This is a genomic window from Duganella sp. Leaf126, from assembly GCF_001423125.1.
Lineage (GTDB): Bacteria > Pseudomonadota > Gammaproteobacteria > Burkholderiales > Burkholderiaceae_D > Rugamonas.
Map to the genome: position 1 here is coordinate 448662 of NZ_LMNW01000023.1, position 17169 is coordinate 465830.

Annotated in this window: 13 protein-coding genes and 1 pseudogene; 6 read left to right on the top strand and 8 right to left on the bottom strand. The window is 67.9% G+C overall.

Annotated elements, in window-relative coordinates:
• Positions 1–35 precede the first annotated feature (35 nt).
• On the bottom strand, positions 36–1811 hold the full coding sequence (locus ASF61_RS13105) for a M14 family metallopeptidase (RefSeq protein ID WP_056156462.1): 1776 nt from the start codon (positions 1809–1811) through the stop codon (positions 36–38).
• Positions 1812–1879: 68 nt separating this feature from the next.
• Here ASF61_RS13105 and ASF61_RS13110 point away from each other — a divergent pair, with 68 nt between their 5' ends.
• On the top strand, positions 1880–2248 hold the full coding sequence (locus ASF61_RS13110) for a Fur family transcriptional regulator (RefSeq protein ID WP_056156464.1): 369 nt from the start codon (positions 1880–1882) through the stop codon (positions 2246–2248).
• A gap of 28 nt (positions 2249–2276) precedes the next feature.
• Here the strand turns inward: ASF61_RS13110 and ASF61_RS13115 are convergent, their stop codons facing one another.
• From ASF61_RS13115 to ASF61_RS13140, 7 genes and pseudogenes are all read right to left on the bottom strand, one after another.
• Complete coding sequence (locus tag ASF61_RS13115; protein ID WP_056156466.1) at positions 2277–2666, bottom strand: MerC domain-containing protein; 390 nt, start codon at positions 2664–2666, stop codon at positions 2277–2279.
• Positions 2666–4762 (bottom strand): TonB-dependent receptor domain-containing protein, encoded by a 2097-nt coding sequence (locus ASF61_RS13120; RefSeq protein ID WP_056156468.1) that lies wholly within the window; start codon positions 4760–4762, stop codon positions 2666–2668. The genes ASF61_RS13115 and ASF61_RS13120 overlap by 1 nt, the downstream gene beginning before the upstream one ends.
• Positions 4763–4842: 80 nt before the next feature.
• A complete protein-coding gene (cydX, locus tag ASF61_RS22825; RefSeq protein WP_082491585.1) occupies positions 4843–4974 on the bottom strand; it encodes a cytochrome bd-I oxidase subunit CydX in 132 nt (43 codons plus the stop codon).
• Between the two features lie 40 nt (positions 4975–5014).
• Positions 5015–6169, bottom strand: a complete 1155-nt coding sequence (cydB, locus tag ASF61_RS13125) for a cytochrome d ubiquinol oxidase subunit II (RefSeq protein WP_056156470.1) — start codon at positions 6167–6169, stop codon at positions 5015–5017.
• A gap of 10 nt (positions 6170–6179) precedes the next feature.
• On the bottom strand, positions 6180–7784 hold the full coding sequence (locus ASF61_RS13130; RefSeq protein WP_056156472.1) for a cytochrome ubiquinol oxidase subunit I: 1605 nt from the start codon (positions 7782–7784) through the stop codon (positions 6180–6182).
• Between the two features lie 87 nt (positions 7785–7871).
• On the bottom strand, positions 7872–9674 hold the full coding sequence (locus ASF61_RS13135; protein ID WP_056156474.1) for an amino acid ABC transporter ATP-binding/permease protein: 1803 nt from the start codon (positions 9672–9674) through the stop codon (positions 7872–7874).
• Positions 9671–11619 (bottom strand): annotated as a pseudogene (locus ASF61_RS13140) (ABC transporter ATP-binding protein/permease). Before ASF61_RS13140 ends, ASF61_RS13135 begins: the two are co-directional and overlap by 4 nt.
• 109 nt (positions 11620–11728) lie before the next feature.
• On the opposite strand from ASF61_RS13140, the gene ASF61_RS13145 reads away from it, so the two are divergent.
• From ASF61_RS13145 to ASF61_RS13165, 5 genes are all read left to right on the top strand, one after another.
• Positions 11729–12319: a GbsR/MarR family transcriptional regulator gene (locus ASF61_RS13145; protein ID WP_056156476.1), complete on the top strand. Its 591-nt coding sequence runs from the start codon at positions 11729–11731 to the stop codon at positions 12317–12319.
• Between the two features lie 158 nt (positions 12320–12477).
• Positions 12478–13122, top strand: coding sequence for a response regulator (locus ASF61_RS13150; RefSeq protein WP_056156479.1), 645 nt, complete (start codon positions 12478–12480; stop codon positions 13120–13122).
• Positions 13119–13478 (top strand): Hpt domain-containing protein, encoded by a 360-nt coding sequence (locus tag ASF61_RS13155; protein WP_056156480.1) that lies wholly within the window; start codon positions 13119–13121, stop codon positions 13476–13478. The genes ASF61_RS13150 and ASF61_RS13155 overlap by 4 nt, the downstream gene beginning before the upstream one ends.
• A 13-nt stretch (positions 13479–13491) precedes the next feature.
• Positions 13492–15708, top strand: coding sequence for an ATP-binding protein (locus tag ASF61_RS13160; RefSeq protein WP_056156483.1), 2217 nt, complete (start codon positions 13492–13494; stop codon positions 15706–15708).
• Positions 15709–15836: 128 nt separating this feature from the next.
• Positions 15837–17093, top strand: a complete 1257-nt coding sequence (locus ASF61_RS13165; RefSeq protein WP_056156486.1) for an HD-GYP domain-containing protein — start codon at positions 15837–15839, stop codon at positions 17091–17093.
• The last annotated feature ends 76 nt before the right edge of the window (positions 17094–17169 follow it).

Sequence of the window (17169 nt, forward strand, 5' to 3'; positions counted from 1 at the left end):
AATTTCTATCTGGCCTAACCAGTTTAGCGGTCTCCTTATGGCCGCTCCGCCAGTACCGGGTAAGTCCAGCGCGCGCGGTCGAGATAGGGCGAACGCACCAGCCACCAGCGCAGGCGCCCCGAGGGGTCGCCGGCCAGCGCGGGGTCGGCCGCCAGCGCTTCGGCAAAGGCCGCACGCAGGGCCGGATCTTGCGCCATCATCCTGTCCGCCAGTGGCGCCAGCAGGTGGCGCGGCAGCTGGGCTTCGAATGGCAGGGCGTTGTCGAACCAGCCGTTGGCCAGGAACGAATCGTCGCTTTCCGGTTCCAGCAGCGCTGCCGCCAGCAGGTGGAACGGCTGGTCGGCCGGAATCCGCACCGAGCCGGCCGCCAGCGTCCACTGCTTGCGCACGCGCTGCGGCGCCGTGCGGTCCTTGCCGCTCAGCAGTTGCGCCGCTTCCAGCGTCAGCGTGCGCGGCGCCTTGAGTTCTTCCATCACGATGCCGTGGCGGCGCAGTGCCGCAATCATGGCTTGCTGGTCGGCGCTTATCCACCACGCAGTGGGCAGCGCCACGTCCCGCAGCGAGCGCACGCCAAACACCGGCATGGCGATATCGATTGGCTCACCGGTGTCGCGCCGTTCGCGTACGCCCGATACCGGCGACACGTAGGTCTCGTACCGGTAGCCCTTGAAGGTCTTGGTGCTCAGCGGCGCAGCGTCCCTTTCCCAGCGCACCATCAGCTGCGCGGGACGGTCGGCGCGGTCCTGCGCCTTGGCAGCTGCGATGCGGGCGCTGTCGCGCGCCACCGTCTTGAGCGACTGCTCGAGCAGCACGTAGGTGCCCAGCACGCGGCGCTTGTACGGCTTCATCACATGGTTTTCGACCAGTACCGTCGGTATGCCGACGAAATCGCCATAGCCGGTCGAATACCGCGGACCTTCGGCGCTGATGCGCAAGCCCTTCTCCGGTGCATCCTCGTCCACCCAGCTCGGGTACAGATCGGGAACGTGGCCTTGCGCGCCGAGCGCCGCATGCACTGCGCCGTGATAGCTTGTCATCAGCCAGTCGGCCGTGGCGCGCGAACGGGCGTAGGTGCCCCAGCCGGGGTAGGTATAGGTGACGTCGTACTGGTAATCGATGCCGTCGCTGACGTGGACGTCGATGTACAGCGCCGGATCGAAGGTCTGCAGCAGCTTCACCACGGCCGCGATCTCGGGCGACTGCAGGCGCGCATAGTCGCGGTTCAGGTCCAGCCCCTGGCCGTTGGTCCGCGCGCCCTTGATCTGCGGTCCGTTCTGGTGCGGACGACCGATGGTGCTCGCGCTTTCATGACCGTCGACGTTGAGGATGGGGATGAACACCAGGTCCACCGCATCGAGCAGATCGTCGCGGCCGCGCCGGGCGATATCGCGCAGCAGCATCAGCCCTGCATCCTTGCCATCGATCTCGCCCGAGTGGATGCCGGCTTGTACCAGCACCACCGGTTTCCTGATGCCCGGCTTGTCGGTGGCAGCCTTGCTGGCCCGCACGTACACCAGCTCGCGCCCCTGGAAGCTGCGCCCGAACGTGTGCAGCGACAGCAGCGGCGAAGCGGCCGTCAGCGTGCGCAGGTAGTCGATGGTCTGCGCGTACGTGGGCGAGACCTGGAAGCCGGAACGCTCGGCCGGAGTGGCCAGCGGGTCGGTGGCAGGCACCGCCAGCCGTTCGCTCTTGCCATGCCACGGGGCGGCCGAGGGCGGGGTATCGATCAACGGGGCCGCCACCGATGGCGCGGCCGCAGAAGAGGCCACGACGGAGAGCGAAGTGAGGAAGAACAGCGATCTTAATAACATGCAGAGGTTCCCGGTTATATAATTGAAGCCTGTCCGGGCCGTCGTCCGGCGCCGAGGAACAGAATCGAATGGAACGAAATACCCGCCAACGCACCGCCATCCACCAATGCATCACGGCTGCCGGGCGCCCGCTCGCGCCGCAGGAAATCCTCGAACACGCGCAACAGGCGGTGCCGGGTATCGGCATGGCGACCATCTACCGCAACATCAAGGCGCTGCTGGAGTCGGGCGAGATTGCCGCGGTGTCGCTGCCCGGCGGCGGCGACCGCTACGAAGTGGCCGGTCACGGCCATCACCACCATTTCCATTGCCGCGCCTGCGACAAGGTGTTCGAAGTCCACGCCTGCCCGGGCGACATGCAAAAGATGGCGCCCCGGGGCTTCCGGCTCGAGTCCCACGAACTGACCCTGTACGGCCTGTGCGACCAGTGCCAGTAGCGCGCCGGGGCGCCCTCGACGACTGATCCTAGCGACTTGCACAGCCCCTGCAATGGCCGTGATTGCGGCGGTGGGCGACGATCAGCAGCACGCTGCTGCAGATGGCCAGTACGGTTTCAGCCAGCTGGCCGAATAGCGGTCCCACCACGTACACGGCCACGATGAAGGCAGCCAGGCCGGTTGCACCGAGCAGCAGCGCCACCGGCTCGCGGTGTTTGATAAAACCCGGCAGCAGCGCCACCAGCACCGGTATCGTCACGCCCAGCACCAGCAGCCTGTGCACCGAGGCGTGGCCGTGATCTACGCCCAGCACCGGAAACGCCGCCAGCAGGAACGGCATCGCCACGCAGTGGACCAGGCACAGGCCGGACGCGGTGATGCCCGCATAATCGCCCCAGCGGATCAGATACTTCATCATCAGAACGACACGCGCACACCGGCGGTGAGGTTACGGCCCGGCAGCGGCGCCGCGTTCTTGATGAACGAGGTGTGGCTGGTCGCCAGTTCGTCGGTCAGGTTGTTCAGGCGCGCATACAGCTGCGCCGGCAGGCCGCCCAGGCGCAGCGTGTAGTGCGTGCCGAGGTTGAGCATGTTGTAGCCGGGCGTGGCGCTCTCGAAATCGGCCACCTTGTCTTGCCGCGCGACGCGGTAGAACTCCATCTGCCCGTGCCACTGGCCCCAGTTGGCATCCATGCGCGCGCCGAGGCGGGCGGCCGGAATGCGCGGCAGATTGCGGTCGCCGGCAGCACTGTCGAAACGGGCGCGCACGTAGTCGCCGAACAGCGTGCCCTCGTACGCAAGCGAGAACCTGTGTTTGATCTCGCCTTCCAGGCCCGTGAAGGTGGCGTCGCGCTGGGCGTACTCGATCAGCTGGAAGCCTTCGAAGTTGTCGCGCGTGCGGGCGTAGATGTAGCGGTCGACCTTGTTGTGGAAGGCGCTGAGCGAAGACGTGGTGGGGCCCGCGTACTTGCGCAGCGTCAGGTCCAGATTGTTCGAGGTTTCCTTGTCCAGGTCCTGGTTGCCGATCTCGTAGGTGCTGGTGGCAAGGTGTACGCCGTTGGCGTACAGTTCCTCGGCGGTGGGCAGGCGGTGCGCGCGCGAGAGCGAGGCGCGCAGCGAGTACTCGGGCGCGAACTTCCATACCGCGCCCACCGCCAGCGAGGTGCCGCCCACGTCGTGATCGCGCAAACCGGCCTGATTGACGGTGATGTCCTGCCACTCGTGGCGGGCGCCCGCTTCGAAGCGCCAGTCCTGCAGCTTGTATTCCTCGGTCACGTACACCGCATTCCTGCTGGTGACGGTGGCCGGCACATAGGCCTCTTCGCCGTCGGCGACGAAATCGCGCCGGGTCGTCTGCACGCCCACCACGCCGCGCCAGCCGCCCAATGGCGCATGCTCGGCTTCCACGCGCACGTCGTGCGCCTTGTTGCGGAAGCTGGTCGCCACCTCGGCGCCTTCCAGTTCGTCGTGCCGGTAATCGGTGCGCGAGGCGCGCAGGCGCAGCTTGCTGATGCCGGCCACCGGCGCCCGGTATTCGCCGCGCAGGTCCCAGCGCTGGCTGTCCAGTTTTACGGTAGGCACCTCACCTGCATGCTCATGGTCGTGCTCATGGTCGTGGTCATGGTCGTCCCCGCCCTCCTCACCTTCTTCCTCGTGCCCGTCGCAGGCCAGTGCGCCGTTGTCGAGCCGGCAGCCTTCGAAAGCGTGGTTATGGCCGGGAATGCCGTAACTGGTGCGCTCCTTGGTGTAGGCCAGACCCAGGTAGCCGTCGGCGCCGATCCACGACAGGCCGACGCTGCCGGTGTCGGTGTTCTTGAAACTGCCCTCGACGGTGCGTCCTTCGCTCCAGCCCTTGCCCACGCGGTAGGCATCGGCCTCGCGCTTGACGCCCTCGGCATGAAAGGCGATGCTGCCGGCGCCGCCGGTCACTTCGAACGCGCCGGCCTTTTCGCGCGCTACCGAGTTGGCGCGCAGCTCGGCACTGCCTTCGAGACCATTGGCCGGCAGCGCCGTGGGCACCTTGCGGTCGATGATGTTGATGGTGCCGCCCACGGCGCCGCCGCCGTAAGCCAGTGCCGACGGCCCGCGCAGCACCTCGATGCGCTCGGCCAGCATCGGCTCGAACGCCACGGCGTGGTCCGGGCTGATGGTGGACGCGTCCTGCACTTCGGCGCCGTCGGACAGGATTTTGACGCGCGGACCATCCATGCCACGGATGATCGGCCGGCTGGCGCCGGCGCCGAACTGGCTCGACGAGATGCCGGGCTGGCGGTTCAAGGTCTCGCCCAGCGTCGATTCGCGCACCCGCACCAGCTCATTGCCGCCGATGGCGGTCACCGGGGTGATCATGTCGCCGCCCTCCACGCCCAGCGCGCTGGCCGAGACGATCACGGTAGGTACCGCCTCGGGATCGGCCGGCAGGCGCCTGTCCGCTTGTGCCTGGGCAGAGAAATGGCTGAACGCCAGGGCGAGCGCCAGGGCAAGCGGCGTGCGGTTGCTGCGGAAAACGGACATGAATGGTTCCTCATCGATGCTGGACAGTCGGTAATGATAAGTCATTATCATTAAACACTCAAGCACCGTTGGCACCGGAGCTAACCGGGATGCACGCTGCCGCCCTGCGCGCCGTCGGCGCTGCCATCTTCGACCATTTCGTACCACATCGCGTTCAACACCCCGAACATCGCTGCCAGCGGCAGCCCCAGGATCCAGGCAAAATACCACATGATGATTTCCTCTCCAGTTGCTTGTTTTGGTGATGATGATTCAGTAGGCGTGGCCGCGCCGCTCGGCGATGGCCGCACCATCGACCTTGCCCCACAAGACCTTGTACACCCAGCTGGTATACGCGACGATCAGCGGAATGAAGATGGCCGACATCACCAGCATGATGAACAGCGTCAGGTGACTCGACGACGCATCCCAGACCGTGAGGCTGGCGCGCGGGTCGAGCGACGACGGCAGGATGAACGGGAACATCGCAGCACCCACGCTCAGAATCACGCCGGCGATCGCTGCGCCGGACGCCAGCAGCGCCAGGCCGCCGCGCCGCGCACGCATCAGCGCCAGCGCTGCCAGCGGCGCCGCCAGGCCCAGGACCGGTGCGGACCAGGTCCACGGATGATCGCTGAAGTTGGTCAGCCAGGCGCCGGCGGCAGCCTGCGCGCTCTTGGCCATCGGGTTCGACGGACCGTCGGTCGCGATGGCGCTGGTGATGCGGTAGCCATCGACCGCCTGCCACAACACCACGCCGGCCGCCGCATACAGCGCCACGGTGGCGATGGCGGCCACACTGCCGTAGCGGCGCGCCCGGGCGGCGACATCGCCGTCGGTTTTCAGTTGCAGCCAGGCCGCGCCGTGCATGGTCAGCATGGCGACCGACACCAGGCCGCACAGCAGGGCGAACGGATTAAGCAGGCCGAAGAAGGTGCCCTCGTAGAGGATGTGCATGTCGGCGGTGAAGCGGAACGGCACGCCCAGCAGCACGTTGCCGACGGCCACGCCGAAGATCAGGGCCGGCACCACGCCGGAAAAGAACAGCACCCAGTCCCAGCGGGCGCGCCAGCGCGGATCCTCGCGCTTGCTGCGGAACTTGAACGCCACCGGCCGCAGGATCAGCCCGACCAGGATCACGAACATGGCCAGATAAAAGCCCGAGAACGAGACCGCATACAGCTGCGGCCAGGCGGCAAAGATGGCGCCGCCGCCGAGGATCAGCCAGACCTGGTTGCCCTCCCACACGGGACCGATGCTGTTGATGATGACGCGCCGTTCCAGGTCGGTCTTGCCGGCGAACGGCAGCAGCACACCGGTGCCGAGGTCGAAGCCGTCGGTGACGGCAAAGCCGATCAGCAGCACGCCGAGCAGCACCCACCACACCAGGCGCAGGGTTTCGTAAGACAGTAATTCATGCAGGATCATGATGCGCTCCTCAGGCCGACAGTGGCTGGTTGATGGTGGGTGCGGCAGCCGGGCGCGGTTTCGCAGCCGCCGGCACGGCGGCAACCGTGAATGCTTCGGGTCCCTTGCGGATGGCTTTGAACATCAGCTTCGCCTCGATCGCCAGCAGCACCGTGTAGATCGCTGCAAAGCCGGCGATCGTGGCCAGCAGCGTGGCAGCCCCCAGGTGCGACACGGCCATGGCGGTCGGCAGCACGCCTTCGATCACCCACGGCTGGCGGCCCAGTTCTGCCACCACCCATCCGGCTTCGGCAGCCATCCACGGCAGCGGAATCGCCAGCACGGCCACTTTCAGCAGCCAGCGGTGACGGTCGAGCGTGCGCCGCACCGACAGCACGAAGAAGGTGGCGGTCAGCGCGATGAAGAAGATGCCGAGGCCAACCATCAGGCGGAAGGACCAGAACAGCGGCGCAACCGGCGGCACGGTGTCGAGCGCAGCCTGGTGGATCTGCGCTGCCGTGGCGAGCCTCGGGTCATCGACATAACGCTTGAGCAGCAAGGCATAGCCGAGCGCGTGGCCTTTTTCCTCGAAAATCGCCCTGGCGTCAGCCGGCATGGCGGTGCCGGGCGCCACGGCGCGGATGGTCTGCAGCGCATCGTAGGCGACGATACCCTCGCGGATGGTGTCCTCGCCCCTTTTTACCAGCTGGGCGATGCCGGGGATTTCGGTGTCGAGCGAGCGGGTGCCGATCAGGCCCATCACCAGCGGGATGTGCAGCGCGTAATGCGTCTCGCGCGCCTGCTGGTCGGGCAGACCGAAGGCGGTGAAGGCAGCCGGTGCCGGCTCGGTTTCCCACATCGCTTCGATGGCCGCCAGCTTCATCTTCTGGTGCTCCGACGACTGGTAGCCGCTCTCGTCGCCGAGCACTGCCGCCGACAGCGAAGCGGCCAGCCCGAACGCGGCAGCCACCGTCATCGAGCGCCTGGCCAGCGCCACATGACGGCCCTTGAGCAGATACCAGGCCGAGATGCCGAGCACGAAGATGGCGGCCACCGTGTAGCCGGCCGACACCGTGTGCACGAACTTGGCCTGCGCCACCGGGTTGGTGAGGACGGCGCCGAAGTCGGTCACCTCCATGCGCATGGTCTGCGGGTTGAGCGCCGCACCGACCGGGTTCTGCATCCAGCCGTTGGCGATCAGGATCCACAGCGCCGACAGGTTCGAACCGAGCGCCACCAGCCACGTGACCACCAGGTGCGCGCGCGGCGACAGCTTGTCCCAGCCGAAGAAGAACAGGCCGACAAAGGTGGCCTCGAGGAAGAACGCCATCAGGCCCTCGATGGCCAGCGGGGCGCCGAAGATGTCGCCCACGTAGTGGCTGTAGTAGCTCCAGTTCATCCCGAACTGGAATTCCATGACGATGCCGGTGGCCACGCCCATGGCGAAATTGATCCCGAACAGCACACCCCAGAACTTGACCATGTCGCGCCAGATGGTGCGGCCGGTCATGACGTACACGGTCTCCATGATGGCGAGGATGATGGACAGGCCGATGGTGAGCGGCACGAACAGAAAGTGGTACAGCGCAGTGAGCGCGAACTGCAGCCTGGATAAGGCGACGATATCGAAGTCCATGATGTTTCCCTGGTTGTGACGTTGTGACGTGAATGTTGTCTGCTGATTTTTCTGCTATGTCGTTGATTGGCGGCCCGGTGCCCGGCTTCAGTCCTGGCGCAGCGCCGCCAGTGCGGTCTCGAACTGCGGAGTGCCGCGCCGGGCATCGAAGGCGATGCGGCCGTTGCGCATCCCCACCAGGCGGTCGGCCAGCGCCGCCTCGCGCCGCAAGTGGGTGGCGATGACCAGCGTCTGGCCGCCGGCACGCGCCTGCGCGTCCAGCCGCTGCAGCACGTCGCGCGCGGTGGCGGCGTCCAGCGCCTCGGTCGCTTCGTCGAGCAGCCAGATGCGCGAGCGGTGCAGCAGCAGCCGCGCCAGCGCCAGCCGGCGTGCCTGCCCGCCCGACAGTCCCAATCCTCCCTCGCCCAGCATGGTGTCGAGCCCCTGGCTGAAGGCGCGCACCTGCGCGTCCAGCCCTGCCATCTGCAAGGCCAGCCACAGGCCCGCGTCGTCGGCCGCCGGAGACGCCAGCCGCAGGTTGTCGCGCACCGTGTCCTGGAACAGCTCCGTGCGCTGGGTGAACAGGCAGGCGGACGGACTTGCGACGCTGCCGGCCAGCGGCGCGATCTCGCCGGCGATCAGCGCCAGCAAGGTCGATTTGCCGGCGCCGCTGGGACCGACCAGCGCCACCCGCTCGCCGGGCGCGATGTGCAGATCGATGTGGTGAATCCGTGGTGCGGCCCCACCCTGGGCGGCGCTCGCCCGGTCGAGCGCGATCACGGTGGCTGCAGGTTTAACGGGGCCACCGGCGGCATCGGCGGCTGGCACCACGCCGATGTCGGTACCGGTGCCGGTGCCGGCGTTGGTGCAGGTGCAGGTGCCGGAGCCAGTGTCAGGGTCAGCGTCATCGCCACGCACGGCCGGCTGCGGCGCGCTGTCCTGCGCCAGTTTCGGTCCCAGCCGCTTGATCGCCAGCCACAGGCGGCCGGCCTCCAGCGCACCGCGCCGCAGCCCGGCAAACGGTTCCATCGCTGCCAGCGCCAGCAGGATCGCCAGCGCGGCCAGCGGCACCGGCATGGCGCGCAGGTCGGTCAGTGCGGCGGCAGCGAGCAGCACCGCAGCCAGGGTAATGCTGCCGGCGATGCCGAAAGCGGCACCGGCGCGCGTGTCGCATCGCATCAGCGCCAGGTCGGCGCGCGCCAGCGCCCGGTCGGCGCTTTGCAGGGCGTGGCACTGCGCACCGAGACGGCCGGCCATCGCCAGCTCGGTCTGCCCGGCCACCAGGTCGATGGCGCGGGCGCGCAGCGCCTCGACCGCGCGCGCACGGGCCAGTCCGGGACGCAGCGCACTGCTCATCAGCAGCGCGGTGATCGCGCTACCGCACAGCAGCAGCCACAGGCCCACTGCCACGCCCAGCTGCCACTGCATGACGCCGAGCGTCACGCCGGCCAGCAGCGCCGCGCAGACGGCGGTGGCGGCCGGCACCAGCAGCCGCAGATAGAGCGATTCCAGGGCGTCGATGTCGGCGGTGAGCCGGAACAGCAGCCGGGCCGGGCTGCGCAGCAGGCGGCTCGATGCATCGGGCAGCGACCAGCCGCGGAACAGCTGCACCCGCAACCGGGCCAGGGCGCCGAAGGTGGCGTCGTGCGTGACCAGCCGTTCCGCGTAACGGCTGCCGGTGCGCCCGAGCGCCAGCAGACGGATGCCGGCCGATGGCGCGAAGACGTCGAACATCAGCGCGGTCGCCGCGCTGGCGCCCGCGATCGCGGTGGCGGTGATGAACCAGCCGGATAGGCCCAGCAGGGCCATGCCGGCCAGCGTGGTCAGGGCCGCCAGCGCGGCGCCGCCCAGCAGCCGTTTCGGTTCGGCCAGCAGCAGCTGGCGCAATGCGGGATCGGATATGAGGTTCATGCGATGCTCCGGTACACGCTCCGGGCGCGGAGGTCGATGCTGCGGTGCAGGCGCGCGGCCAGCACCGGATCGTGGGTGGCGACCAGCATGGTCTTGCCGCGGGCCAGCGCCAGCAGCGCGTCGGTCACGCGGGCGGCGGTCTCGCTGTCGAGATGGGCCGTCGGTTCGTCGACCAGCAGCAGGTCGGCGTGCGGCCAGATCGCCACGCGGGCCAGCGCCAGCCGCACCGCTTCGCCGCCGGACAGTCCATGCCCGCCATCGGCCAACATCATGTCCGGCTGCGCTTGCGTCACGCCGGCCAGACCGGCCAGGTTCAGCGCTGCAGCGACAGCCCCGCCGGCGGGCACCGGGCGCCCGAGCGTGACATTGTCTGCCACCGAGGCGCTGAACACGTGCGGACGCTGACCCATCCACGCCATGCGCCGCCGCAGCGCTGCCGCACTGGCTTGGCCGAGCACGACGCCGCCGATACGGATGGTGCCAGCAGTCTGCTGCAGCAAGCCCGCCAGCAGCGCCAGCAAGGTGGTTTTGCCGGCGCCGCTGTCGCCGAGCAGCGCCACGTGTTCGCCGCCGCCCACGCAGAACGACAGCTTGTCGAACAGGGGCGGTTCGCCGGGATGGGCGAAACACAGCGAGCGGACCGCAAGCGCAGGCGGCGTCTGGCGGAAGCCGGCAGCTGCCCCAGCGCCAGCGCTGACGATGGACACGTCGACGCGATCCTGGCCCGAGCTGAGAGCGGCTACGTCTGCGACTTCCCTGCCCGGGTCGGCAGCTGCCCTGGCTGCGCCGCACACGGGGGACACGCCAGCGTCTTCCCTGGCTCCCCCACTGGCGGCAGGCGCGCCTGCGTCTGCGTGGTCCGCGCCGACCGCTGCCCGGCCGGTCGGCCTGACGGTGGCGACGTCCGCCGAGCGCGCCGTGCTGCCGGCATCGGCGCCGGCGCCGGCGCCGACCAGCATCGCACCTGCAACGCCCAGGTCGTGCAAGCCCGCCAGCCCCGCTTCGCCGGCTGCCTTGTCGTGCCAGACGGCGGCCAGCTCGCGCAGCGGCTCGAAAAACGCCGGCGCCAGCAGCAGGATGAACAGGCCCTGCGCGAGGCCGAGACGCCCGCCCCACGCGCCGATGTCGAGGGTGCCCAGCAGCGAGAAGCCGACATACACGGCCACCATCGCCACGCCCAGGGCCGAGAACAGTTCCAGCACCGCCGACGACAGAAACGCGATACGCAGCACGGCCATGGTGCGCCGGCGCAGCGACTGGGCCGCGTCACCGAGGCGGGCGGCAGTGGCGTCCACCGCGCCCAGCGCCCGCAAGGTCGCCAGGCCGCGCAAGCGGTCGAGCAGGAAGGCATTCATGCCGCCCAGCTCGACCAGGTGGGTGCGGCTGGCCGCTTGCGCTCCCATGCCCACCAGCGCCATGAACAGCGGGATCAGCGGCGCCGCCGCCAGCAGCACCAGCGCCGCCAGCCACGACAGCGGGGCGATCACGGCCAGGATGGCCAGCGGCGCCAGCACGGCTTTCCAGCGCGCCGGCTGGAAGCGCACCAGATACGGCACCACGGCTTCGGCCTGCTCGGCCAGCACGCTGGCCGCCTGGCCCGACGGCGCGCGCTGGCGGTCGAGCGGCGAGCGCCGCGCCAGTGCGGCCACGGCGTGCGCGCGCAGCGACGACAGGTGGGCGCGCGCAGCGACGACAGGTGGGCGCGCGCCGCCGCATACATGGTCCGCGTTCCCCAGGCCTCGGCCAGTGCGCGCAGCACGCCCAGCGCCAGCACGGCCGCTGCCGGCGCCACGGCGGCGCGCCAGCCAGTTCCTGCCGCCATGCCCTGCACCGTCCACGCCAGCAGCGCCGCTTGCGGCAACCATGCCAGCGCGGCAGCACCGTGCACCAGGGCGGCGATGCGGGGGGCGACAAAAACCGGGGTCGGGACGCTTGCGGAGCACATGGGAACATCCTGTAATTACTGAGTTTTCAGAAATTTTTGTAAATTCGATTTTTAGTATAATCCTTCTGTTCGATGATGTACATCACTTTTCACTGCGGAGCCGTCCACCATGCCCAATACACCGACCACGCCGACCCCGAACAACTTCCAGATGACGCCGCTGGCACAGGGCTTCATCGGCCACTTCGGCGAAATGGGCAGCCGCTGGGGGTTCAACCGCACGGTGGGACAGGTGTATGCGCTGCTGTTCGTCTCCGAGCAGCCGCTGCACGCGGACGAAATCGCCGAGCACCTGGCGTTCTCGCGCTCGAACGTCAGCATCGGCCTGAAGGAATTACAGGGGTGGGGCCTGATACGGCAGACGCGCCTGCCGGGCGACCGGCGCGAATATTTTTCATCGCTGGGCGACGTCTGGCAGATCTTCAAGGTGGTGGCGGCCGAGCGGCGCCGGCGCGAGGTGGCGCCGACGCTGACCGTGCTGCGCGAGTCGCTGATGGCGCCGGCCAGCGAACCTGGCGACCACTACGCGCAGCAGCGCATGCGCGACATGTACGAACTGGTCGACCTGGCCAACACCTGGTTCGAAGAGATGCAGCACCTGTCGCCCGAATCGCTGGCGCAGCTGATGAAGATGGGCGCCAAGGTGCAGAAGCTGCTGAGCACCAAGGAACGCCTGTTGGGTGGCAAGAGCAAATCCTAGCCGGCGCCGGCGCGCGACGCGCCGGTCGCATGGCGGGCAACGATGCGTCTGCGGTCAAAAAAACGCTCGCCTGCCTGGCGCGAAAAACCATAAATCCATTGATTAAAATGATTTTCGGGGATAATCTCGGTCCCTTTGAATGCCGGTAGTTGTGTGTAATGAAATCTGCAAGTGAAACCGACCAAGTGTGCACCACCCAGCGCGCAGCCGAGATCCTCGGCGTGTCCGTCTCTTCGGTCCAGCAGCTGGTCGAATCGGGCGCCATCGAAGCCTGGAAAACGCGGGGCGGCCATCGCCGCATTCCGCTGGCGGCGGTGCTGGCATACAAGGGCCAGGCCGGCGGCCAGCATACCGCACCACCGACCCCGGCAACGGCGCCGGTAGCAGCGGCGCCGCGCCACCGGGACCGAGAACAGGCCACCATCCTGGTCGTGGAAGATAATCCGATGCAGCGCATCCTGTACCAGAAGCACCTGGCGGACTGGCACCTGCCGGCCGAGCTGGTGTTCTGCGAAAACGGCTACCAGGCGCTGCTCGAGGTGGCGCGCCGCCAGCCCGACATCATCGTCACCGATATCGTCATGGACGGCATCGATGGCTACGAGATGGTCAATACCATCGTCAACGACCCGCAGCTGCGGCCGATGCACATCGCCATCGTCTCGGCGCTGGCCGAGGCCGACCTCGAAGCGCGCGGCGGCGTCCCGCCGGGCGTGGTCTTCTTCGGCAAGCCGGTCAACTACGACGAGTTGCGCGGCTACCTGCGCGCCGGCTGCGCCCAGTTCCTACGGGCCGCCAGGTGAGCGCCTACCGTTACCAGAGCATCGACCCCACCGTGCTGATGGAAGCGGCCGGCGACCGGGGTACGTTCATCACGCTGTCGCACACGTTTCTCGAACATGCGCCGGGCCTGTTCGCGCGGCTCGAACAGGCGTTTGCGCGGCGCGACTTTGCCGCCATTACCGCCAGCAGCCATGCGCTCAAGGGCATGGCCATGCTGATCGGCGCCGGCGGCCTGTCGGCCGAACTGCAACGACACGAAGCGGCTGCGCGCCAGGGCTGTGCGCTCGAGGCGGCGCAGGCCGACCTGGCGCCGCTGTTCGCGCTGGTGATGCGCGAAGTCACGCAGAGCATCGTGCGCGCGGTGCCCCAGCAATGAAGCGGGAACAGCCATGACCGTCACCCGGCGCCTCTGGTCCGGCATGACCGCGCGCCGCGCCACCGTGATCGTGTGCGTGGTGCTGCTGGCCATGCTCGGCGCGACCACTGCGCTGGTCAGCTGGCGCCTGTACGTCCATGAAATCGCCGACTGGCGCGACGAGCTGGACAACCTGACCCTGGTACTGGCCGAAAATACCGCCCAGACCATGAGTTCCACCTACCAGGTGCTCGACAGCATCGACGCGCTGGTGGCCGACGCCGCGAAAACCGCCGGCCCGTCGCCCGAAGCCCGGCGTGCGGCGTTCGGCAGCGCGCGCATGTACCAGGCGCTGCGCGACCGGCTGAGCGTGTCGCCGCAGATCGGTGTGGCCACCATCATCGCCGCCAACGGCGACGTGATCAACTTCACCCGCAGCCATCCGGCCCCGCCGATCAACCTGGCCGACCGCGACTACTTCCTGTACCACGTCCACAACGATACGCCCAAGCCCTTTCTTTCCACGCCGGTGCGCAACAAGGGCAACCAGACCTGGACCTTCTATGTGAGCCGCCGCCTGAACGACGAAGCCGGCCGCTTCGCCGGCGTGATCCTGGTCGGCGTCTCGTGCGACTTCTTCAGCGAATTTTTCCGTAACGTGAGCCTCGGTGAGCACGCTGCCATCTCGCTGTACCGCAGCGACTTCACGCTGCTGGCGCGCTGGCCGCTGCGCGAGTCGATGATGGGCAAGCAGAACCTGGGCGGCGCCACCTACCGCGTGATCAGCGCCGGCAAGCAGCACGACGTGGTGCTGACCGAGAGCCCGCGCTCGGCCGACGGCAACCGCGAGGTGGAGCGCATGGGCGCCGTGCGCGCGGTGCGCGACTACCAGCTGATCATCAACGCCACCATCACCGAGGAGCTGCTGCTGGCCGGCTGGCGCAACAACCTGCACATGCTGGGCGCGGTGGTCCTGCCCAGCATGATCGCGGTGCTGGTGGCCTTCGTGCTGATGGGCTATCTGCTCAAGCGCCGCGAAGAGGACGCGCGCCACGCGCTGGCCCTGAAGGCGGAAGCCGATGCGGCCAACGCCGCCAAGTCGCGCTTTTTGGCCGTCACCAGCCACGAAATCCGCACGCCGATGAACGGCATCATCGGCATGAGCGAATTGATGCTCGATACCCGGCTCGACGCCACCCAGCGCACCTATGCCAGCAATGTGCATCACGCGGCGCTGGAGCTGCTCCACATCATCAACGACGTGCTCGATTTCTCGAAGGTCGAAGGCGGGCATATGCAGCTCGAACGGCAGGCCTACGCGCCAGCCGAGCTGATCGCCCAGGTCGCAGCGCTGCACCAGGCAAGCGCCGCGCGCAAGCAGCTGCGCCTGACGACCGACGTGGACAGCCTGCCCGGCTGGGTGGAAGGCGATCCGGCGCGCGTGCGCCAGGTCCTGGGCAACCTGGTCAACAACGCCATCAAGTTCACCCCTTCCGGCACGGTCGGTATCGGCCTGCAGGCCATGGCGCCGGGCGCCGACGACGATGCCGCGCACTGGCGCTTGCGCTACAGCGTCACCGACAGCGGCATCGGCATCAGCGAAGCGGCGCAGCGTCACCTGTTCGAGCCGTTCCGCCAGGCCGACAGCAGCATCGCCAACCGCTACGGCGGCACGGGCCTGGGCCTGGCCATCTGCAAGCACCTGGTGGAGCTGATGGGGGGCGCCATCGCCTGCACCAGCGTGACGGCCCAGGGCTCGACGTTCAGCTTCGAACTGCCGGCGCGCCTGGTGCCGGCACCGGCCGACATCGCGCAAGCGCCAGCCGATCCGGCGCCGGCGCCGGCCCATCAGGGCCACGCACTGCTGGTGGAAGACACGGAAATGAACCGCCAGCTGGCGCGCATCCTGCTGGGTAAGCTCGGCTGGACTGTCGACGAAGTCCACGACGGCCAGCAGGCGCTGGTTGCGCTGGCCGTGCGCCGCTACGACCTGGTGCTGATGGACTGCATGATGCCGGTCATGGATGGCTATGAAGCGTGTCGCCGCCTGCGCGCCCAGGAAACGGCCAGCGGCTGGCCGCGTACCCCGGTGATCGCGCTGACCGCCAACGCCATCGAAGGCGACCGCGCGCGCTGCCTCGACGCCGGCGCCGACGCCTATCTGACCAAGCCGTTCACGGCCGCCGCGTTTGCCGACGCCATCCGCCGCTGTACCGGGACGGATGCCCCTCCCATACCGCCGCACAATTAAAAATTCCGCCGCTGTATCGTCACGACGGCCCCCCTCACATACTGGCGCACAATTAAAAATTCCAATAAGAAATTAGCGTAATTTGCTACAATCGTTAAAATCACTGAATTTAACGACCATCACGCATCATGCTCAAGAAAATTTCGATCGACCAGCTGGCGCTCGGGATGCACGTCCACGCCGTCTGCGGTTCCTGGTTCGACAACCCGTTCTGGAGCAATTCCTTCAACATCGACAGCCTGATCGACCTGGCCAGGCTGCAGAGCGGCCGCGTGCGACAGGTGTGGATCGATACCAGCAAGGGTGCCGACGTGCGGCCGGCGGCGCCTGCGCCGGAAGCGGAGGCGCCGTCCGAAACGCCTGAAACGCCAGCCGCAGCGCCTGAGCCAGAGCCAGACCCCGCACCAGTCGCAGCGCCGGCGCCGCTGCCCAAGCGGGTACCGCCCACCACCGGCACGGCCGAAGAACTGGCGCGCGCCGCGCGCGTCATCGCCGAGTCGCGCCGCGCCGTGGCCGACATGTTTGCGGACATCCGCATGGGCCGCATGATCGACGCCGACCGCGCCGCGCCGGTGGTGGACGATATCGCCGCTTCGGTGCTGCGCAATACCGGTGCACTCATCAGCCTGGTGCGCCTGAAACAGGCCGACGACTACACCTATCTGCATTCGGTGGCGGTATGCGCGATGATGGTGGCGCTGGCGCGCCAGCTGGGACTCGACGAAGACGACGTCCACCGCTGCGGCATGGCCGGCCTGCTGCACGACGTGGGCAAGATGGCCGTGCCGACCACGGTGCTGAACAAGCCGGGCAAGCTGACGGACGACGAATTCGCCTGTGTCAGGCAGCATGCGCTGGCCGGCCACGCGCTGCTGCAGCGGTCGGGCGTCACCTGCCCGGTGGTGCTCGACGTCTGCCTGCACCACCACGAACGGGTCGATGGCGGCGGCTATCCGCATGGCCTCAGCGGCGACCGACTGAGCCTGCACGCGCGCATGGGCGCGATCTGCGACATCTACGACGCCATCACCTCCAACCGTCCGTACAAGGCAGGATGGAGCCCGGCCGTGTCGTTGCGGCGCATGGCCGAATGGGCCCGCAGCGGCCACCTCGACGCCCAGGTGTTCGCCGCCTTCGTCAAGTGCATCGGCATCTATCCGCTCGGCAGCCTGGTGCGGCTGCGCTCCGAGCGCCTGGCCGTGGTCATCGACAACAGCGGTTCGCTGCTGGCACCCGTGGTGCGGGTGTTTTTCTCGATCCGCAAGGACATGCACGTCGCGCCCGAAACGGTGGACCTGATGCACAACCAGAGCGCCGATGGCATCGCCAACTACGAGGAACCGGATACCTGGAACCTGGGCGACCTGTCGCATTTCTGGACCTAGCATCCTGCCCGCAGGCGATGGCTTGACTCGATGACATGGTTTCCGGCTTAGAATGGCGCTACTGTTCGAACCACTT